This is a genomic window from Vibrio sp. M260121 (assembly GCF_036533715.1).
Classification (GTDB): Bacteria; Pseudomonadota; Gammaproteobacteria; order Enterobacterales; family Vibrionaceae; genus Vibrio.
In genome coordinates this window covers 1-22056 of sequence record NZ_JATABF010000024.1, presented here as the reverse complement: position 1 = coordinate 22056, position 22056 = coordinate 1, and the positions used below count along the sequence as shown (strand labels likewise).

14 protein-coding genes and 1 pseudogene are annotated in these 22056 nt (G+C 46.0%); 10 read left to right on the top strand and 5 right to left on the bottom strand.

Annotated elements, in window-relative coordinates; all coding sequences use genetic code 11:
* Positions 1–57: 57 nt before the first annotated feature.
* On the bottom strand, positions 58–1605 hold the full coding sequence (locus QTO06_RS14140) for an arylsulfatase (RefSeq protein ID WP_020196647.1): 1548 nt from the start codon (positions 1603–1605) through the stop codon (positions 58–60).
* Between the two features lie 345 nt (positions 1606–1950).
* Here QTO06_RS14140 and QTO06_RS14135 point away from each other — a divergent pair, with 345 nt between their 5' ends.
* From QTO06_RS14135 to QTO06_RS14125, 3 genes are all read left to right on the top strand, one after another.
* A complete protein-coding gene (locus tag QTO06_RS14135) occupies positions 1951–3516 on the top strand; it encodes an arylsulfatase (RefSeq protein WP_331408589.1) in 1566 nt (521 codons plus the stop codon).
* Positions 3517–3657: 141 nt separating this feature from the next.
* A complete protein-coding gene (locus QTO06_RS14130) occupies positions 3658–6015 on the top strand; it encodes a fatty acid cis/trans isomerase (RefSeq protein WP_331408588.1) in 2358 nt (785 codons plus the stop codon).
* 18 nt (positions 6016–6033) lie between these two features.
* Complete coding sequence (locus tag QTO06_RS14125; RefSeq protein ID WP_331408586.1) at positions 6034–6225, top strand: hypothetical protein; 192 nt, start codon at positions 6034–6036, stop codon at positions 6223–6225.
* Positions 6226–6290: 65 nt separating this feature from the next.
* Here the strand turns inward: QTO06_RS14125 and torS are convergent, their stop codons facing one another.
* The gene (gene torS, locus QTO06_RS14120) at positions 6291–9248 is read right to left on the bottom strand and encodes a TMAO reductase system sensor histidine kinase/response regulator TorS (RefSeq protein ID WP_050917565.1); all 2958 of its coding nucleotides are present in this window, start codon (positions 9246–9248) and stop codon (positions 6291–6293) included.
* 43 nt (positions 9249–9291) lie between these two features.
* Here torS and torT point away from each other — a divergent pair, with 43 nt between their 5' ends.
* Complete coding sequence (torT, locus tag QTO06_RS14115) at positions 9292–10341, top strand: TMAO reductase system periplasmic protein TorT (RefSeq protein ID WP_331408629.1); 1050 nt, start codon at positions 9292–9294, stop codon at positions 10339–10341.
* Positions 10342–10404: 63 nt separating this feature from the next.
* On the top strand, positions 10405–10860 hold the full coding sequence (locus QTO06_RS14110) for a methylglyoxal synthase (RefSeq protein ID WP_005437764.1): 456 nt from the start codon (positions 10405–10407) through the stop codon (positions 10858–10860).
* A gap of 79 nt (positions 10861–10939) precedes the next feature.
* Here the strand turns inward: QTO06_RS14110 and helD are convergent, their stop codons facing one another.
* The gene (gene helD, locus QTO06_RS14105; protein ID WP_331408585.1) at positions 10940–13009 is read right to left on the bottom strand and encodes a DNA helicase IV; all 2070 of its coding nucleotides are present in this window, start codon (positions 13007–13009) and stop codon (positions 10940–10942) included.
* A 292-nt stretch (positions 13010–13301) separates the two neighbouring features.
* Between helD and yccS the strand changes: the two genes are divergently transcribed.
* From yccS to QTO06_RS14090, 3 genes are all read left to right on the top strand, one after another.
* Entirely contained in the window at positions 13302–15455 is a 2154-nt protein-coding gene (yccS, locus tag QTO06_RS14100; protein ID WP_331408583.1) for a YccS family putative transporter, read from the top strand.
* Positions 15456–15698: 243 nt separating this feature from the next.
* Complete coding sequence (locus QTO06_RS14095) at positions 15699–15860, top strand: hypothetical protein (RefSeq protein ID WP_162998341.1); 162 nt, start codon at positions 15699–15701, stop codon at positions 15858–15860.
* A gap of 114 nt (positions 15861–15974) precedes the next feature.
* Positions 15975–16241 carry a hypothetical protein gene (locus QTO06_RS14090; RefSeq protein WP_005437768.1) on the top strand — a complete coding sequence of 89 codons (267 nt, stop codon included), beginning with the start codon at positions 15975–15977 and terminating at the stop codon, positions 16239–16241.
* Between the two features lie 98 nt (positions 16242–16339).
* Here QTO06_RS14090 and QTO06_RS14085 read toward each other — a convergent pair.
* Both QTO06_RS14085 and QTO06_RS14080 read right to left on the bottom strand, forming a co-directional pair.
* Positions 16340–18442, bottom strand: a pseudogene (locus QTO06_RS14085) (cadherin-like domain-containing protein); the annotation flags it as partial.
* A 311-nt stretch (positions 18443–18753) separates the two neighbouring features.
* The gene (locus QTO06_RS14080) at positions 18754–19437 is read right to left on the bottom strand and encodes a S24 family peptidase (protein ID WP_086589982.1); all 684 of its coding nucleotides are present in this window, start codon (positions 19435–19437) and stop codon (positions 18754–18756) included.
* Between the two features lie 249 nt (positions 19438–19686).
* Between QTO06_RS14080 and QTO06_RS14075 the strand changes: the two genes are divergently transcribed.
* Both QTO06_RS14075 and QTO06_RS14070 read left to right on the top strand, forming a co-directional pair.
* Positions 19687–19962: a helix-turn-helix domain-containing protein gene (locus tag QTO06_RS14075; RefSeq protein WP_025818902.1), complete on the top strand. Its 276-nt coding sequence runs from the start codon at positions 19687–19689 to the stop codon at positions 19960–19962.
* Between the two features lies 1 nt (position 19963).
* Positions 19964–22027 (top strand): transposase domain-containing protein, encoded by a 2064-nt coding sequence (locus tag QTO06_RS14070; RefSeq protein WP_140272538.1) that lies wholly within the window; start codon positions 19964–19966, stop codon positions 22025–22027.
* Positions 22028–22056: the final 29 nt, after the last annotated feature.

The window sequence follows — 22056 nt, the reverse complement described above, 5'->3', positions numbered from 1 at the left end:
CTGAAACGAGGCGCAAAAAAGAGGCTCCGAAGAGCCCCACGTTTACTTGCAATCAATTTATTTATTGTGACTTTCCTGCAACTTCTCCATCACTTGATCAAGTGAGAAACTTGCTGCTTTTTGTCGCGGTGGGAATTCTTCGAACGTTGCCAAGAATTTACCCACATAAGCCTGTGCTGGAACCAACATGTATGCGTGGTCAATCAACCAGTCGTAGTATGTATTCGACGTGATGTCCGCCACTTCGTATGGGTCCATACGTAGGTTGAAGATCTTAGGCACACGTAATGGAGTAAATGGTTCAGCCCAGATACGCAGTGTTCCTTTTGCGCGCTGCTCTAGAAATACGATCTTCCAGTTGCGGAAGCGAAGTGAACTCAAATCACCATCATCAGTGAAGTAGAAGATCTCTTCACGTGGTCCTTTTTCTTCTTTACCAGTTAGGTAAGGCAAGAAGTTGTACCCATCGAGATGGTTCTTAAATGTTTTATCACCCGCCGTGTAGCCTTTTAGCAGCTTCTCTTTGATTTGATCATCACCGGCAGCAGCTAGGAGCGTTGGCATCCAGTCCATGTGGTGCATAATTTCGTTGGAAACGCTGCCCGCTTCAATCTTACCAGGCCAACGAACCATTGCAGGTACACGGAACGCACCTTCCCAGTTGGTGTTCTTCTCACCACGGAATGGCGTTGTACCCGCATCTGGCCAAGAGTTCATGTGCGGGCCGTTATCGGTTGAGTAGAATACGATGGTGTTGTCTTTGATGCCCAAGTCATCCACTTTTTTCAGCAGCTCGCCTACTTGGTTATCGTGTTCTACCATACCGTCAGCATAAAAACTGATGCCTGTTTTACCCAAATTTTCTTCTTTCACGTGAGTGCGGAAGTGCATGCGAGTTGCATTCCACCAGACAAAGAAAGGTTTGTCAGCCTTCACTGCTCGATCCATAAAATCAAGCGCCGCATCTAACGTTTCTCCATCCACCGTTTCCATACGCTTACGCGTTAGAGGACCGGTATCTTCGATTTTGCCGTCAGCAAAAGACTTGATTACACCACGAGGACCGAATTTCTTACGGAATTCTGGATCTTTCGGGTAGTCCACATTCTCAGGTTCTTCCTCGGCGTTCAAATGGTAAAGGTTGCCAAAAAATTCGTCGAAGCCGTGATTGGTTGGAAGGTGTTCGTCTTTGTCGCCAAGGTGGTTTTTACCAAACTGACCTGTCATGTAACCCAGTGGTTTAAGCATTTCTGCAATCGTTGCATCTTCAGCCTGAAGACCCAAATCTGCACCCGGAAGGCCAACTTTACTTAAGCCAGTTCTCAATACCGTTTGTCCGGTAATGAAGGTAGAACGGCCAGCAGTACAAGATTGTTCACCATAGTAGTCGGTGAACATCATGCCTTCTTTTGCAATACTATCGATGTTTGGTGTTTTGTATCCCATTAAGCCAAATGTGTAAGCACTGATATTAGATTGACCGATATCATCGCCCCAAATGACCAGAATATTCGGTTTCTCTGCTGCGATACTGCTACTTGTCGCGCCGATAAAAGCAGCGGCAAGAATCGCTAATCGGCGTTTCACGCCATAATTCGCTGTCATATAAACCTCTGTATGTAATAGAAAAGTGCATCCTGCACACAAACGTATAGCTCACAAAACAGACTAATGCGAATCAAATGGCATAATTATACTTTGGTTAACACTAAGGTCTTATATCCCTATTTAGAAGGCGGATTAACGTGACCTGAGTCTCGCTTCAGTTTTCCCCACAAATTCTAAGGTCGAAACAATCAACAGATAAAACAACAAGTTATTTCTCTACATAACTTATGGTTATAAACACTATAAAGCGACATTCTTCAATTGCATCATTAACTTAATAGTCAACGAAGCATGGGCGGTACCTAAGCTTCTTTTCCAACTTACAACCAATTTGGAGTTTTTATGGCTAACCAAATGAGCAAGCTGGCTGTCGGTCTCGGCGTACTGGCAACCTCAAGCGCAGCAGTGGCAGCAGACAAACCAAACATCCTAGCGATCTTTGGTGATGATGTTGGTTACTGGAACATCAGTGCATACAACCAAGGTATGATGGGTTACGAAACCCCGAATATCGACCGTATTGCAAACGAGGGCGCACTATTTACTGACCACTACGGTCAGCAATCTTGTACTGCAGGCCGTGCAGCATTTATCACAGGCCAAGAACCGTTCCGTACTGGCTTGCTTACAATCGGTATGCCAGGCTCTACTCACGGTATCCCTGATTGGGCACCGACCATTGCAGACCTACTAAAAGGTCAAGGCTACATGACGGCTCAGTTTGGTAAAAACCACTTAGGTGACCAAGACCAACACTTGCCAACTAACCACGGTTTCGACGAGTTCTTCGGTAACCTTTATCACCTCAATGCTGAAGAAGAACCAGAAACTTACTACTACCCGAAAGATCCTGAGTTCCGTAAAAACTACGGCCCTCGTGGTGTAATCAAGTCTTTTGCTGACGGTAAGATTGAAGATACCGGCCCAATGACGCGTAAGCGTATGGAGCACGCGGATGAAGAATTCCTAGAAACGTCACTGGCGTTCATGGAAAAAGCCGTGAAAGCAGACAAGCCATTCTTCATCTGGCACAACACTACTCGTATGCACGTTTGGACACGTCTACAAGAGAAGTACCAAGGTAAATCAGGCATCAGTATCTACGCTGACGGTATGCTAGAACACGATGATCAAGTGGGTATTCTACTGGACAAACTTGATGATCTTGGTGTGGCTGATAACACCATCGTTATCTACTCAACCGATAACGGTGCAGAGACAGTTACATGGCCTGACGGCGGTGCAACACCATTCCATGGTGAGAAAGGTACCACTTGGGAAGGCGGTATGCGTGTACCTCAGCTTGTTCGTTGGCCTGGCGTGATTGAACCAGGAACTAAGATCAACGAAATGATGGCACACCAAGACTGGCTACCAACACTAATGGCTGCAGCTGGCGTTCCTGACGTGAAAGAGAAGCTAGCGAAAGGCTACAAAGCGAACGGTAAAGACTGGCGCGTACACATCGACGGTTACAACTTCATGCCTTACTTCCAAGGTAAAGAAGAGAAAGGTCCACGTGAGTCACTACTTTACTTCACAGCGAACGGCGAGCTAAACGCAGTACGTTGGAATGACTGGAAACTGAACTTCGCGGTTCTTGAAGGTGATATCTCTAACGCGATTCGCTTCTCTCCAAACTGGCCACAAATTATTCACCTACGTGCTGACCCATTCGAGAAAGCTCCGCACGAATCAGGTATGTACCTGCGCTGGATGGCTGACAACATGTGGTTGTTCGTACCTATCCAAGACGTTCTTGGTGAATTCTTCAAGACGCTGCCAGATTACCCAATGCAGCAAGGTCAGATGATGAACCCGGCGTCAATTAGCTACCAATCTCTTGGCCTACAAGGCAAGATGAAGCAGCTAGAGCAACTTCAGCAAGAAGTTAAAAAAATGAACTAGTTTCTTTTGCAACTACCGAAAAAGCCCACCAACCTTGGTGGGTTTTCTTTTTGTTTTTCGCGACTAATCCCGCTTCTTTTTGGTATTTAACCGCTTATTTTGCTTTAATTAACGCAAATTCAATTTACTCAAAATAACTCAATGAATTTACGTTTAATTTTCACACTGTGTATCGCCACTCTGTTTGCAGGTTGTGCGACCTATGCGGGCCTAAACTACGACAAACTGTTTGGCCCTGAAGAAGTGCGTGAGCGTACTGTTGCTATTGAAACACCCCAAGCGGATTTCTTTCAACATGAAGTAAAACCTATCGTCGATAATCGATGTGTTGTTTGCCATGCCTGCTACGATGCCCCTTGTCAGTTAAAACTCTCTTCCGTAGAAGGCATCGACCGTGGTGCAAGCAAAGCTTTGGTTTACGAAGGCACACGCTTGAGCGCAGCAGCCCCAACTCGCTTATTTGAAGACGCGCAAACTACGCAAGAATGGCGTGATGCTGGCTTCCATCCTGTGCTCAACGAGCGTGAGCAGAGCATGGCGGCTAATATGGATGCAGGTTTGATTGCTCGTATGCTTCAACAAAAGGAACGTCATCCACTCCCTGATCAAGTTCAATTAGAAGGCTTCGATTTTTCCATCGACCGTGAACAAACGTGTCCGACGATTGAAGAGTACGCAAAATACGAACAAGACAACCCGACATGGGGAATGCCTTTCGGGATGCCGAATCTAACGGCGATAGAATATCAAACGCTCATGCTTTGGCTGGAAAATGGCGGCATCATGAATGCGCATATCCCGCTTACCGAGCAACAAAAAGCTGAGGTTCAGAAATACGAGACGCTGCTGAACAAGAGTTCTCGCAAAAACCAGCTCGCCGCTCGTTATATTTACGAACACCTTTTCTTATCGCACCTGTTCTTTTCTGAACTGGACGGTGAGCAACCACGATTCTTCATTCTCGTTCGATCTTCGACACCACCGGGAGAGCCAGTAAAACGCATCACAACGCGTCGTCCTTATGATGATCCGGGTGTTGAGCGCGTGTACTACCGAATCATTCCTGAGCAAGGTACTATTGTCGACAAGACGCACATGCCGTTTGCGCTGAACAAACAACGTATCGAGAACTGGAAAAAATGGTTCATTGATGCCGATTACAAAGTAGCGAAATTACCAAGCTACGAGCCTGAAATCGCGGCAAACCCAATGACGGCTTTCATTGATTTGCCTGTGAAGTCTCGCTTCAAATTTATGTTGGACAACGCTCAGAACACCATCATGGCCTACATCAAAGGTCCGGTATGTCGTGGGCAGCTGGCGTTAAACGTGATTAATGACCGCTTTTGGGTATTCTTCCTAGACCCAGACAAAGCCGACATCCCTGAAGTGAACGAATTCTACCGCTCGCAAGCGGCCAATTTAAAGCTACCGGGAGAGCTTGAGAGTAATACCGTGCCCGTGACTAACTGGGTGAAATACTCACGCCAACAAGCGCGTTACCTAGAAGCAAAATCTGACTTCATCAACAAATGGTTTAAGAACGGTGAACACCTTTCTACGGACGTAATTTGGGATGGCAACGGCACCAACCCCAATGCTGCGCTTACCGTATTCCGACACTTTGACAGTGCATCGGTGGTACAAGGCTTAGTTGGTGAGCAACCCAAAACCGCTTGGGTATTGGACTATGCCCTCCTAGAGCGCATTCACTACCTGCTCGTTGCTGGTTTCGATGTTTACGGTAACTTTGGCCACCAATTGATCACTCGTATGTTCATGGACTTCTTACGTCTGGAAGGGGAAAGTAACTTCATCGCTCTACTTCCTGCGGATATGCGTCACCAAGAACATTCAAGCTGGTACCAAGATCAACCTCGCCAGTTAAGTGATTTCTTGCAACGCAATGTCGCTCCATTTAGTCAGCCAACTAGCGTCGTCTACCATACTGACGATCCTAAGTCAGAGCTATTGGATATTCTACGTAAGCAAGTTTCACCTATCCTGCTGCCACGCTACGACATCATCGATACGGCGCTGACAGTAGAAAGCGAACAGCAATTGGCGAGTATCAACCAAGTTCGTGGAGAGGGATTAAAAACCGTTCCGCAAATCACCATGCTGATGGTTCGCAGTGAATCAGGGAAAGATGAGCTGTTTACCCTTCTTCACAATAATGCGCACATCAACATTTCGAGCCTATTTAATGAAGAGAGCAACCGTGACTTTGCCAACGATGATATGACCATCGTTCGAGGAGTCGTTGGCAGCTATCCGGCGGCATTTTTCTCGATCGAAGAAGATCAAGTAAAAGAATTTGTCGATCAATTTAGCACCCTAAAATCAGAGAGTGATTACGTTAAGTTACTGGATAATTTTGCGATTCGCCGAAGCTCAGAAAAGTTCTGGCCATTTAGCGATCGAATCCACGCTTGGTATCGTACAAAACAACCGATCGAATTTGGTTTACTTGACTATAATCGTTTTGAGAATCGTTGATGATTTAAGGGGGTTCTCATGGGTATCCGAGACAACATTGCCGCTCTCGAGCAACAGATCTACGTTGCTTGCTCAGAGGGGGATTACGACACGGTCAACATGTTAGAGCACCAACTCGAATACTTGCGTGGCAGAGTTGAACATCCATTTGAAGATGATCCTTATGCCCTAGACACTCGGTTCGAGTGGGAAGATGATCTGACCGAATAGAAAAAAACCTCCGGCGCAAACCGGAGGTTTTTGTTTATCGTTCAAGCAGTAAGCCTGTGAAGAACTTATTGCGCCATCAAATTATCCAAAGCAATCACTGACTCACTCACTTGTGTTTTTAACGCGTTGTGATGCTCTGTGTATGCCTCCAGCGACTCCGCTGCAACCTCAATACTCTGACATGTGTTCATTAAAGCCGTTAAACCTAAACTACCTGCGCTACCTTTCAGTTTGTGGGCTAGATCTTTTACCGCTCGGCTCTCACCATTTTCCGCTGAAGCTTCCATTTGGCTTAATACATCAGCACTGGTTTGTCGGAACAAATCGATGATGTGCAGCATCTTCTCTCTGCCCAAAAACTTCATGTCTGATTGAATCACATTCGGGTTGATGATTACCATCGCTGGCTCCTCTGCTATTGGGTCTGTTGTGACTAACATTTCATTGTTATTCGTTGTTGTCGTTGTCTCATCTTGAAGAACGCACTCTTGAGGTAGTAAGAGCTGTTTGCCATCCAACATGTCTTGAATGAGCGCCGCAAGCGCTTCTTTTTCCATTGGCTTCGGTAAATAACCGTCAAAGCCTGCGGCTAAGTAGCTTTCCACTTCTTCAGCAAATACATGAGCAGAAACCGCGACCATTGGCGTTGGAGCCAATGCTTTGTCGGCTGGCTTATTACGCTCTATGCGTTTGAGGCGGTGGATTAAATCAGCACCGTTACAATCTGGCAAGTTGATATCAACCAAAGCGATGTCGAAATCATGCTTGTCAATGATCTGCTCCGCTTCTAGGCCATTTTCTGCCATCGTAACTTCATGCCCCATGCTCTCTAAAAAGCCTTCCGCCACCACGCGGTTAACAGGGTTATCTTCTACAAGTAGGACTTTTGCACGAACCTTACAGCGGGCATTTGCAATCGTTACGGTTTCTACTGGCTCGCTTTCTTCTAGGGGAATAGAGAACCAGAAGCGGCTACCGTGGCCTTCTTCCGAATCCACATCCAAACAACCACCCATGGCCTGAATGATGCGACGGCTGATTGCCAGGCCTAAGCCAGTGCCACCAGTTTGGTTCATCCCACCTTCCGCTTGGGTAAAGGCATCAAATAGCGTTTTCTGATCTTTCTTGGCAATGCCAATACCTGTGTCAGACACTTCAAACAGAACTTGTGACTCATCTTCTGGGTTAAGGCTAACGTAGATATCAATCTCACCTTCTTCAGTGAATTTAATCGCGTTACCAACCAAATTGCTTAAGACTTGGTTGATTCGAGTAACGTCTCCTTTCCAGTAACGGCCGACGTCACTTTCAATATGGTAAGAGAACAAGAGCTTCTTCTCTTGTGCCTTTCCGTTCATCAATTGGAAGGTATCTTCCACCATCTGATGCAAGTCGAAGCCTAAGCTGCGGATCTCCAAGTGTCCGGCTTCGATTTTCGAGTAATCCAATACGTCATTCAAAATGGCTAACAAGGTTTTACCACTGCGGTTGATGATTTCCGCGTAGCGTTTTTGCATTGGATTCAAACCAGAGTCAATCAGTAGACGGGCAGTTCCCAGCACCCCATTCATTGGCGTACGAATTTCGTGACTCATCGTCGCAAGGAAAGCAGATTTCGCCCGGCTTGCTTGTTCCGCTTGTTTGCGCGCTTTAGCGTGGTTTAACACCTCTTCATTCAAACGACGGTTTGCTTGTTTCAACTGGGATGTACGTTGCTCAACCAGCTCTTCCAAGTGCTCCTTGTGCTCTTCCAGCTCACGTTTGGCTTGCGCCTCGCCTTCAGCGACAACTTTTAGTGCTTGTGCCGTGTTACGTGCCGTGATGATCGCTTGCCCCATATGTGCCAGCTCATCTTTGCCTTTTACTTCTAGCTCAACCGCAAGGTTACCTTGAGCAACAGACAGTAGCGCAGATGAGTACTCTGCTAAACGCTTCACTACAGAGACGTAAACAACGCGCCAAAGAATGATTACGACGATGATAAGGCCAATGATAGAAATCACCGTCAGAGACCACTGAGCGAACTTCAAGGTGCTGGTCAGTTGGTCAACAGCAACGCGCGTGGTCTGGTTAGAGTCATCCACCAGCTTATTCACCGTGCCATTCAACTCAGAGAAAAGCTCAAGCGTTTTTTGCATTAACTCTTGCGACTGTTCATTGTTCTCATACTGTTGAAGCAAGATGGTGAACACAACTTGGCGTTTACCAAGATCAGTGAGCAACTGGCTCATTTGTTCTGAGCGAGTTGGGTCTTCTACCGCAAGCACACGACGCTTCATGATCTTGAGGTTATCTTCAAACGCCGTTTGGATTTGTTGAATACGGTCGACATTGGTGAGCGTGCGGGCTTCTTCAATCTGGTTGAGCATTTTAAACGCCAACAAATGCAGTTCATGCAGTCGCTCAGTCAGGTCTAGGTCGACTTCAACTAACGCGTCCAGTGCTTGATACACTTGGGCTTTCTTGTTGGATTCCAACAGGTCATAAATATGGGTAACGTTGGCAACCGCAATCGTACTGGTGTTTTGTACTTGAGTACGTGTTAACTGTTCTAACTCTTCGCTCAACAAACGCATTTCCTCAACGCGAGTGTCGATCTCTTTGGTTAGCCACAATTTACGTTCTACTGTGACGCCGAGCTCCGCTAGGTTGTTAATCACGTTCTGGACGTTATTTTCTAGCGCTTCAAGAAGCTGAGCATCAAAAGATTCGCCACCCAACTCTTTAATGTGCGTCAGCAATGACTCAAGTTGATCGAACAGGACGCGTCCCGCCTCTTTACGCTCTTGTTCATTTTGCGCATTCGACAACATTTGCACCGATGAAATAATACGGGTACTGAGCTCTGATACTTGTCGAGCTTCTATCATTGCCGGTATGGCAGAGTCCACGACGTTCCTTTCTGTTTTTGCCACCAGAGAGAACCCTGATACACCGATTAACGCTGATAACATCACCAACATTGCCATAGCAATGAAGGACAACAACAGTTTACGACCGATGCTTGCGGTAGCTAGCAACATATTTTCCTGACCTTAATATTCGTGTTCGGCGACATATTACGTTATATTTTGCAGTGTTTACTTAATCTATGCCAACGAACTTCATTTCATGGTTATAAATCAGCGTTCATTTCGCACAATTTTCAAGCATTCTACACTCGCATTGTCACTTTTCGCTTCAGTGCCTACTTTTGCGGCTGAGAAAATCTGTGCCATATACCCTCATTTAAAGGATTCATACTGGTTGTCAGTAAACTATGGAATGGTTTCCGAAGCGGAAAAACTCGGTGTTGACCTTCGTGTTCTCGAAGCGGGCGGCTACCCGAACAAAACTCGTCAGGAGCAACAGCTCGCTCTGTGTTCCCAATGGGGCGCAGACGCCATAATTCTTGGCACCGTAGATCCGCAAGCCTACGAGCACAATCTCCAAAGTTGGGTTGGTAAGACGCCTGTTTTTGCCACCGTCAACCAGCTTGACCTCGACGAAGAGCAATCAAAGTTACTCAAAGGCGTTGTCGGTGTTGACTGGTACTGGATGGGCTATGAAGCGGGTAAGTACCTTGCAGAGAAGCACCCGAAAGGATCAGGCAAAACCAATATCGCTCTTTTGTTGGGCCCAAGAACCCGTGGTGGAACAAAGCCTGTCACAACTGGTTTTTACGAAGCCATTAAAGACAGCGACATCCGCATCGTCGATTCGTATTGGGCAGATAACGACAAAGAGCTTCAACGTAACCTTGTGCAACGTGTCATTGATATGGGCAACATTGATTACATTGTTGGCAGCGCGGTAGCGATTGAGGCTGCCATCAGCGAGTTACGCAGTGCAGAAAAAACCGAGGAGATTGGTTTGGTTTCTGTGTACCTAAGTCATGGTGTTTATCGTGGCTTGTTGCGTCACAAAGTTTTGTTCGCACCAACAGACAAAATGGTGGAACAGGGTCGCCTTTCTGTCATGCAGGCAGTCCACTACTTGCGTCATCAACCGTATGAAAAACACGCGTCTCCAACCATTAAGGCGCTGACGCCAAAGACACTTCATGACGACACAATTGAAGATTCGTTATCTCCGTCAGAATATAGACCTACATTCAGTGTTAAGGCTGTTGATTGATGGGCAAAAAACGTGTTTTATTGGATGCAGCGAATTTAAAATCATAAAAACGGAAATAACTTGATGCAAAAAACAACTCGTACCATGCCAGCGCACAAACATGTGGCATTGGTTGCCCACGACAACTGCAAGCCTGAATTGCTTCGTTGGGTGAAAGAGAACAAAGAGAAGCTGCAAAGCCACTTCTTGTACGCGACCGGTACAACGGGTCACATGCTGAGCAAAGAAACTGGCCTTGCTATCAAGAGCATGATCAGCGGCCCAATGGGTGGCGACCAACAACTTGGCGCTTTGATTTCTGAAGGCAACATTGACGTGCTTGTGTTCTTCTGGGATCCACTGAATGCGGTTCCTCATGACCCTGATGTAAAAGCCCTACTACGTATTGCAAGCGTATGGAATATTCCTGTGGCAACGAACCGTGCGACCGCAAAATTCCTATTCAACTCTCCGCTGATCGACCAAGAAGTGGATATTGAAGTACCAGACTACGAAGCATATCTTGCTGAGCGCACGTAATTCCTATTAACGACGCTTCCAAATAAAACAAAGGCGATACTCAGTATCGCCTTTGTTTTACCCAAGTAATGGGAAGGAATTATCTTGAAGTGACGATTGGATAATCGCCATTCACCAGTTCTTGTACAAAAGCAGAACCTGCACCTGTGTGGGTGATCCAAACCTTCTCTTTCGCACGAGTTAAAGCAACATAGAACAAACGACGCTCTTCTGCATAAGGGTATTTGTCTTTCGACTCACTCAATGCCCCATCGATATGTGCTTGCTTCTTCTTCGCTGGGAATTGACCTTCATCCACCGACAGAATAATCACAAAGTCCGCTTCTCTGCCCTTACTCGCATGACACGTCATAAAACGAATCTCAAGGTTCGGGAAACGCTTCAACCAATCGTCATATAGATCGGGTTTGTGATAATGGTTTCGTCCTAACAGCAACACCGACTTGGTTTTCTTCGCTTGCTGGTTCAGTTGGTCAAGGATCTTCTCAACTTGGTTGCTTGGTGCAGTATGAACACTCTTCTGTTTACGCTGCTTGTGGCTGTTAAGCGTCTTCGGCAACTGAGAAGGGTTCTCTTGAACAAAGGTATTTGCCACATCACCGATTTGGTTGTTGAAGCGGTACGTGGTGTCTAAATGATGCACGGTTGAGTGTGTGAATCGATCTTGGAAGCCCGTTGTGAGATCCACATCGGCCCCTGCAAACTGATAAATTGCCTGCCAATCATCGCCTACAGCAAACAAGGTTGCTCCCGCTTGCTTCTCTGTTGACTCACATAGCGCTTCAATAAGCGCTAAACGGTCAGGAGAGATATCTTGGTATTCATCCACCATAATAAAGCGCCAAGGCGAAATGTATTTCCCTTTTTTAACGTAATCCGTCGCTCGACTGATCATCGTTGGGAAATCCACCTGATTGGTCTCTTTTAGCATCTTTTGCCACGCACTAAAGCACGGCCAACACAGTGCAAGCTCACTGTTCAAGCGCGTATAGTCTTGGTGATTCACCAGCTTTTCTTGCACTTGCTTTTTAGTCAGGCCAACCGCAGCAAGCTGTGACAGTTGATTGTCTAGCCAAGCGATCAATTTCGGGTTTTCGGAGTGACTGCCTAGCTCATCATCACCTTTCAAGTACGCAATCGGCCACTTATCTAAGTGCTTTTGCCAGCGCTTAAAGTTAGTCGGTGTCATCCAATGCTTCTTGAGCCAATCGATGCACCATGCTGTACGTTGATTGTCATCTAAAGCAAGTGGGCTGATTTCTACCGGCTGAGGTTCCACTTGGTTTAAAATGCGCAGACCAAGTTGGTGAAAAGTATTCACGCGAACGCCTTCTGCCGCCAAGCCCACTTTATCGACCAAGCGCTCTTTCATCTCTTTCGCAGCGTCACGACCAAATGCCAACATCAATAACTCTTCTGCCTGCGCTTGGTGGCTCTGAAGTAAATAAGCCACGCGAGCAGTCAGTACGCTGGTTTTACCGGAACCCGCCCCAGCAAGAACAAGGTTATGATCATCATTGAGCAGCACTGCATGCTGCTGAGAAAGGTTAAGCGGTGAAGACTCAATACGGCTAAACAGAACTTCCCAGTTCGGACGCTCATTCTCTAGCCACTCATGGTTACGTTCACTCAAGGTCTGAGAGGTCTCAGACAACCATGGCTCAATCTCTGCCATTCGCTTAGGCATACGCATTTTCGCTTCTACCAAGCTGGTTTTGATTTCAACAAGTTCGCCGTTAAGTTGGTCGACCCAATTTTGCACTCTCGAATGCGAGAGATAAGCTGGAAGATGCTTGAGTTGATACAACTCGTCTTCCCACTTAGGGAGGTATTCAGCAAGTTTTCGGCACTGGTTGTTATGCCAGTCTTGATATTGACGAACCGCTTCAACCGCAAATTTACGACATTGTGGCCAAGGCAAACCTTGCACTAACCAACTTTGTTGCTTGCCATCTTGTTCATGAGCGAAAAACTGCAGAGAGCTCCAGAGCAAACCGCGTTTAACGCCAACTTTGCCATTCCAAATCGTAAATGGAATGTGCTCTTCACTGCCGACTGAACTTAATAAAACACTGTTTTCTTTTATTTCGACTTGGTAATACTCATTTTGAATAAAAAACTGTGCTTTATTGGTGGCAGTAAGCTGCATGAAAGGTGCGCCTTTTGATAGAGAAGTTCTCGTTTTATATCATTTTAGTCAGTTAAATTGTAGCGATGGATGAAGCACAAATCGCCTTCTGTCGGTATTCTTAATTAAAATTCACATTACTGTTGAATTTGTGAACAGCGGTTCGTTCATGATTCTCTCTCAACAAGTTAAGTCAATGACAATTCTGTTGATTTCCTGAGCAAGTGACGTTTTTTATTAAATTAGGTCATAAACACGCTATAGTGAGTTTGTTAAAATTCTCCTGTTTTCCACCGGCAACGAAAGGCGCATCGTGCAAGCTGCTTTAAAACTTCGCCTCTATTGGGCAAACAAAACCATTAACTACAGCATTCTGATTCTTATCACCCTTTTAGGCGTGGTGATTCCTGCTTGGTATTTTAAGCAACATACGTTGATTACTCCTCTTATCTTAGGCGTGATTGCTGCTGCTTTGGCTGAGAGCGACGACAGTTTCACTGGCAGGATAAAAGCGCTCATTCTTACCTTTATCTGTTTCGCCGTCGCTGCTTTCTCAATTGAGATCTTATTTGATACACCATGGGCTTTTGCCATCGGCCTGTTTGTCTCGACGTTCGGCTTTATTATGCTTGGCGCTATTGGGCCTAAATACGCCAGCATCGCGTTCGGCTCTTTATTGATTGCCATCTACACCATGCTTGGGGCTCATGAAAGCACCAATATTTGGTTCCAACCATTGCTGCTGTTGACTGGTGCGGCGTGGTACTACTTTATGTCGATGATTTGGCAGATGTTCTGGCCACTTCAACCTGTTCAACAAAGCTTAGCAACGGTGTTCTTACAAATTGCGAACTACCTCGATGCCAAAGCGAAGCTGTTCCACCCTGTCACAAACTTAACTCCGCAGCCTATGCGCATCGAGGCGGCAAAGCTAAATGCTGCTACCGTTAATGCACTGAATGCTTGTAAAGCAACGCTGTTAAGCCGTTCTAAGCGCGGTCATATCGATGGTCCAAGCGACCGCTTCCTTAATATTTACTTTATTGCGCAAGACATTCACGAGCGTGTGAGTTCAAGCCACTATCGATACCAAGATTTGGCTACTGAGTTTGAGCGCTCAGACGTTTTGTTCCGCTTTAAGTACTTACTGGAATCTCAAGCGCAAGCTTGTCGCGATATTGCTCATGCGATTCGACTAGGCAATGAATACACCCATACTGATCAATCTATTCTTGCATTGGCAGAGCTACAAAACTCCCTAGGTTACTTGGAAGAACAAGAACAAAGCCACTGGAAGCGTTTATTGGCTCAGCTTACTTACCTGTTCAATAACTTAGCGACGGTAGAAAAACAACTCAGCAATATTAATAACCCAGACGCAGAGCGCCTCGAAGAGGATGTGCTGGATGATACAAACCCACATACGCTGAAAGCCATGTGGCAACGCATCTCAGCGAACTTACACAAAGATTCGATGCTGTTCCGCCACGCACTACGCATGTCGATTGCCCTAACTGCCGGTTACGGAATTATCCAAGCGTTCGACATTGACCGTGGTTACTGGATTCTGCTTACTACGCTATTTGTTTGCCAACCTAACTACAGCGCAACACGACAAAAACTTACTGCCCGCGTTATCGGAACACTTGCAGGTTTGTTGATAGGTGTGCCCCTGCTGACCTTCTTCCCTTCTCAAGAAAGCCAGTTGGTATTCATTGTCATCTCTGGGGTGATGTTCTTTGCGTTTCGCATCAACAACTACGGTTATGCCACCGGCTTTATCACCCTACTCGTGTTGTTCCTGTTCAACCAATTAGGCGAAGGCTACGCCGTGGTACTGCCTCGACTTGCTGATACCTTGATTGGCTGTGTGTTGGCGGTTGGCGCCGTTTTAGTCATTCTGCCTGACTGGCAATCGAAGCGCCTGCATAAAGTGATGTCCGACGCGATAGATGCCAATAAGCAATACCTGGGTCAAATCATTGGCCAGTACCGAATTGGTAAGAAAGATAACTTAAGTTACCGAATCGCCCGTCGACAGGCACACAATAACGATGCAAACCTTTCTTCCGCGATCAGTACGATGCTGGCAGAACCTGGTAAGTATCGAACCGCCGTGGATGAGAGTTTTCGCTTCTTAACGCTTAACCATGCCATGCTCAGCTACATCTCTGCTCTTGGCGCACACCGCACAAGAATAGAAGATGAGGCCATCCATCAATTGGTGCTTGATGCACACCGTTGTATCCACCAGCATTTGGACGTGTTACATCAACAATTACATCACAACAGCGAAGAGTGTGATTTGTCGTCGATCGACGATACTAATTTGGAACAACGCCTGAATGAATGGCGTGATGAAGATGATCATTCTGCTCGAATGGTGCTTCAGCAATTGCACCTCATCTACCGCATGCTGCCTGAGTTGCACTCTCTTGCCTCTAAGTTTGCCGTTCGTGTGAACTAAACAAGCCTCTTGAACCAATGAGGCATATTAAAGGGGTAGACTATGATTCTACCCCTTTATGATTACCGCCTTTATTCATAGGAAAAGTCTTACAAGTTACTTGATGCTTACTGACATTACTCGGACAAAAAAACACCATTCAAAAACTAACCTAAGAATATTAGAACATTCTTTAATTGTGACCATGGAGGTCGCTGAGGTGGGTGGATGAAGAAGAAGCCCAAGAAATGTGAGGAGATCGAAATGACTACTCAACAGTTTAATGAACTGAGACAAAAGATTAATGAGCTGACAGCGAGCCAATTAAAGTCGCTTCAGGGTGACATTAGTCAATCGCTTAACAAAAAGGAAAGCCCGCTTCTTTCTAACGAAGAACGCGATATGCTTTCAAAACTGTTTGCATAATCAAACCGTTCGAATAAAGAACTTGCACGAAATTGCAACACTTCCTATGCTAACAAAAGCATAACAAGTGAGAGAGTTAACATGCCAGTATCAGGAATTCAGTCCGGATATAATATGATTCAGCTGTCGCAGAAGATGGCTGAAGGTGCTGCGCATGAAATTCAACAAGACTTTGTGAAAGAAAATGATTTAGCGTTTAACAAAGTTGACCTCGTCAAAGACAACGAGCTTAATTTCAATAAAGTCTCCTCTGAATTGCCTTCAAACCCAATCGAACCGCTCGTTAACTTAACTCAAGCTGCAAGCTATAATCGAATCGGTGCATCGGTTGTTGATAAGAACAATGAAGTGATCGGCAGCCTACTCGACATTCACGTTTAAACAACGCTTTAAATATCAATCAGCACACTGCTTTTTATACCAGACACAAAAAAGCGCGATAACTCTAAGAGCTATCGCGCTTTTGCTTTTAGGTTGTGTTAACCATTGGCAAGCACATTATTGTTTAGCAGTGACTCAACGATCTCGTTCGAGCTCATACCGTTAAAGTCCAGCGCATCACCTAAGTGTTCAACCACAATGGTTTGGTGCACATTGGTGTCGGTTGTGATGTTTAAAGATACCGCCTCGGTAGCCGCATCGTAGTCTGCCGAAATGTGGCCAAGCAGATCATCCATATCGATCATCGGATTGTTAAGATCAGAGATGACCTCACGCAAGTCGATACTGTCTTCGTTCACTGTAAAGTCAGTAATGGTATCCACTGCCCCTTCGTCAACTGAGTCCACTGTCCATTTGAAGGTATCGCTGCCGTCACCACCGGTTAGGATGTCTGAACCTAGACCACCAATCAGCACATCATCACCATCGCCACCTACGATAAGGTCGTCACCTTCCCCACCGATTAAGTTAATGCCTGTGTCTCCACCAACTAAGTAGCTGTCGTCCGTTGCGCTTGACTGATCAATATCGTCGTTATCACCGCTCACATCCAAGCTAATTTGGACAGGCGAAGACTGCGCTTCATCGCCATTAGATTCTGTTGATATCGCAGTAACCGAAATATCGTAAGAACCGATATCAATACCACTGTTGGTGTCCGTCGCTACAATTTCTAGTGTATCAATTTCATCGATTGGTACTGTCCAAGTGGTGCCATCGAAGCTAATGCCTGATGGAGAAACACCGCTTGTCACCTCTGCACTAGCAGGTACACCCGTTAGTTCCAGTGAAAGTACCTCGTCAATGTCAGTCAACGCCGCCATGATACCCACAATTGCAAGGCCTTGACTGCTCGCGGTTTGGCTAGCAGCAATTTGACGAATGTAGTTAAACTGAGGATCGATACCTAACGTTGGCGCATCAGCCACTGGGGTCACATTGATAGTGAAGTCTTGATTCGCCTCCAATGCTGTACCCGATGCATTTTCAAAGTACACACCGTTGTCTTCGACTTTCACCGATAAGGTAAATGAAGCGGCATCCACGTCTCCTGCATCTACAAATACGCCCTCAGAAGCATCTGTCGCACCAAGAACGGAGTTAATGCTATCTGGTGTACCCATTAGGATAATTTCACCAAACATACCCGCACCTACAGTGACACCACTACCTGCCGGCGGCTCAACACGAACGTCACCGTCAGTCACCGCTAGCGTCACCGTCATGATTTCGTTCGCCTGTGCACCAGTGAAGTCAATGTCGCTCACACTAATACCCGTTATTTTTTGGCCATCGGCTTCGTTGATCGTATCCGTTACCGACGTTGCTGTGATTTCAGGTGCGTCATTAGTCGCTTCAACATTCAATACTGCTGTGCCCGCAATTGTGATTGGGTCTGGCGCACTGTTTGTGGTTCCGTCATCTGTAATTTCATAAGTGAAGTTAACGTCACCAAAGAAATCTGCAGCAGGTTCAAACGTCCATTCTGTCGCGTTGACTTGCGTCAACGTACCCGCCGAAGGGTCTGCCAAAGCAACATTACTAATGGTCAAGTTATCCGACTCAGGGTCGCTCGCATTACTCAGAAGTTCTGTCGCAGTAATCGTCACCGCACCACCATCTTCTTCCGTACTGCTTAGCGTTACCTCAGATGTTACCGGAGAATCGTTCACCTCGGTGACTTCAAAGGTTGCCGTTCCTGACACTGTCTGAGGATCAGAAGCACCATTCGTCGTACCGTCATCGGTAATGGTGTAAGTCAGATTCACCGTGCCGTTGTAGCCCGGAGCAGGTGTAAATGACCATGTACCTGAGACGTTATCGAAATCCAATGTACCGCTACTTGGGTCGACCAATTGAACGCTATTCACTGTCAACGTATCGTTCTCAATATCAGACGCATTCGCCAACAAATCAGCTTGGGTAATCTCAACCGCCGCACTGTCTTCCGCAACATCAGAAAGTGTCACTTCAGACGTTGTTGGTGCATCGTTTACTTCCGTTACATTGAAAGACGCGCTGCCATTAACCGATTTAGGATCGGATGCACCATTTGTCGTGCCATCATCTGTAATGGTGTACGTGATTTCAACTGGGCCGTTGTAATCTGGTGCTGGGGTAAACTCCCACTCACCAGTTGAGGGTGTTAAATCAAAACTAACTAAATTGTTATTTTTAAGAGAGAGTCAATGAAGTGCCATTCTATAAGGGATTGGAGGGATTTAAAGCGAATTCATGATCCTTTTTAAAACTCGCTTTAAATCCACTTAAAACAAACCAAAAATAACACACCAATCAAACAGCATCTAATTCTCTGTGCTCTTCTTTATCATATAGTCCGCATTCACCATTTTCATGAACTGGACATTCAAAATTACCACGCCCTGTCATTAAGCACGAGCCATCTGGCTGCATGTAAACGCATTGCTTGACTGGTTTCGCTACGCGTCCTCTAATCCTTGGCTGGCTGGCTGGCTGGCTGGCTGGCTGGCTGGCTGGGTCTCCCCATTACCATTACCACTTCACCAATTACGCGCATACGGTCTTGCATGAGCTCCTCTAGGCCTATGAACTCTTCAGGGTATTCGGGGTTGTCGCTAATGATGCGGTATCCGTTTCTCTGAAGGCTGTATTGTAAGCGCTTAACCTTTAGCATTCCATCAATGCTAATTACATGAACGCCACTCAAAACGTTGTCAGCATTGAACTCAACGCGCTTTAGCAGCAAGTCATCACCACTTTCTATGTATGGGGCCATTGAGTCTCCGTGAGCCTCTACAATGATCAAATCAGCATGAGATACGCGGAGACGTCTTAAGTATTCCAGACTGAATGGGTAATAATCTTCGACGCTTTCCTCTTCAATGTATGACCCTCCACCAGCAGAGGCTAACACTCCGAATTTTGGAACGTTTAGGTGTCTTTTTGATTGCTCGACTTTGTGAGTGCTGGTCTCGCCATAGGCTAGCCAATTGAGGTCTACGTCCTCTTGCTTTGCGATCTTTGCTATAGCGACAAATGGTGCTTTTGAATCAGAGTTTATCCAATTCCTAAGTGTATTAAATGCAATTCCCCATTCTTGGGCCGCCTTCCTAATACTCCGTCCTTTTAAAAGAGTCTCTAGTCTATTGCTCATCGTTTTTTTCTTTCTCCAACAAAAGAACGCTATCGACCCAAAATTGGGTCACGCATTCTTTTAATTAATTCAATTTAAATATCAGTAACTTACAAAAAATTGAACAATTTAAAGTGCAAAAACAGAAAACAACGCTTGAAATGAACCAATTTGTGATCAATAGTTAATGCACTGACTCACATCATGAACGCAATTATTAATGGTAGTTACTGCATTTAGTTCATGAACTGACTTTTTAGGGTATCAAGAATGACAAATGGAAGCACTAATTTTTCAGAGAAGCCGGACATGCCGCGCGAAGATATTGTTGCTGCTTTGCATAAGAAAGGATGGTCTTTGCGTGCTCTGTCTCAATTTCATGGATTGAAGCCAACAACGTTAAATAACGCCCTGAATGGACCTTACGATAGGGGTGAAAAAATCATAGCCGAAACCTTGGGGATTGATGTTTGCGACATATGGCCTTCTAGAGTTGCTCGACGAGAACGTAAAAGAGTTGTTCAGCAGTTGTTAGAGGGTATTTGATATGTGGTATCTGGTTAAGGATTTGGTCGGAATTCCTGGCATGCCAGGAACAGAACAAAACGTTCGCCTTAGTTTGAACAAACTAGCAAAGGATGATCAAAAGCGTAAGCGTCAAGGTACAAAGGCTTTTGAATACCACATCGACTGCTTGCCAGCAGAAACTCGCATGGCTTTGATGCAGCAAATTGCCAAAGAAGAAGCGGACAAGTCTCAATCTGCCGAAACTCGTGAAATGTCTAGCGCAGAGCTTTGGTATGAGTTCGACCTAGCGACTGACAAGCAAAAAGAAAGAGCGACGGTAGCGCATGAGTTATGTGTTCGTGTGCGCACCTATGTAGACGATGGCATGAACCAAAGAGAGGCGATGCGTAAAGTTGCCGATGAAGCTGGTTGCTCCTTTGGTCGCATTCACCGCTACTTCTACAACTCTCCAGGTTTGCGCGTTAATCGCATCCCAAAAAGCGACTGGCTTCCAGCGTTGCTTGACGGCAGAGGTGGTGCCACTCGCACTGCTGACATGCCAGATGAAGCGTGGGAATTATTCAAAGCGGATTATCTTCGTCCTGAAATGAAGTCCGGTACATTCACGGAAGTTTATCGTCGTTTGAGTCGTATTGCAGAAGCTCGTGGTTGGGAACTGCCATGTCTAGGCACTTTTAAAAACCGTGTAAAGCGAGACATTCCAAAAGAACTTGTTTTACTCAAACGCTTTGGTCTTGCTGAGTTCCAGCAAACCGTTATTCCAGCTCAGCGTCGCTCTCGCAAGGGGTTGCACGCCATGCAAATCGTCGCTGGAGATGGTCACAAATGTCGCGTGTTCTGTAAGCGAAACGGTAAGGTGTTCCGCCCTGTGATTTGGGCTTTCATTGACGTGTATAGCTCGATGATTGTTGGTTACAGCGTTGATGTTAGCGAAAACACAGAAATGCTTGGTTTGGCTGTTTACAACATGGTGAGTAAATATCACGCCCCTACGCAGTACATCTTTGACCGAGGCAGTGTCTTGCTGAGTGAAGCGATGACTGGGCGTATGTCTCGACCTAAGCGTGACGGTAGTGGAAAGCTCGTACACAAGAAATTCGATGCTTACGAGATTGAAGGTGCGTTAACCGCGATGGGTTCAACGGTTAACTGGATCCGACGTTACGACGATAACGAAGGTTCAAAAGGTAACTCTCGTGCAAACCCTATTGAGCGCCTTTGGCATTCTAAAGGTGGCTTTGGTCAGTTTGAGCGTGAGCCTGTTTTTGATGAGGCATACACGGGCGCAAACATTGACGACAAGCCAGCGAACTACAACGAGAACAACGCCGTGGATTACGATGTATTTCTAGAGCATCTCGACGCATGGATTCACCGTTGGAATCATGAAGAAGGTCGTCGCACTGAGATGGCAAAAAGCCGGAAGCTGAGTTACGCGCAAGTGTTTAAAGAGAGTTACGAGCAATCAGAAATACCTAAACCAACACAAGAGCAGTTAGCGCTTTGTTTGCTGAGAACTCGTAAAGCCGTAAAGGTTCACGAAGGTGGCTTGGTTGACCTCAACGCTGGCGATTACTCCAACCATGAAACGAACCGCTACCGTTCGCCGCTTCTTTTTGAGTACGTAGGTTCAAAGGTCATGTTGCGATTCAATCCTTACGACTTAACTCAGTACGTACTGGCCTACTCAGAAAATGGGCGTTTTATCGGGAAAATTCCGCTTTATGGTGATGTGGCAGTTAATGACTTGAGCGCACCACGACATAAGCGCCTGATGGAAGAGAGTGAAGTGGAGCGCGTTGAAAATATCGCTTCAGTCATGATCACCAAAACCGTTGATGACCTCGTTGAAGCTTACGCACCAAAAGAACACGAGAAAACCGATATCGGAGGCCCAGTACCTGGCATTACGAAGATGGTGCCAAGTATGCCTAGAACACTTGATGACTTTAGTGATTTCGACATGGGAGAAAAAACAAAACGCGCCGTTGGTCATGACGCGTCTTGGGATGCTGATGATGACTACTTCAATGATGATATGACCCGAGTAATACAACAGCAATTTGGAAAGAATACGGAGTAAAGAATGAATGATGTAATTGAGCGTGTCAA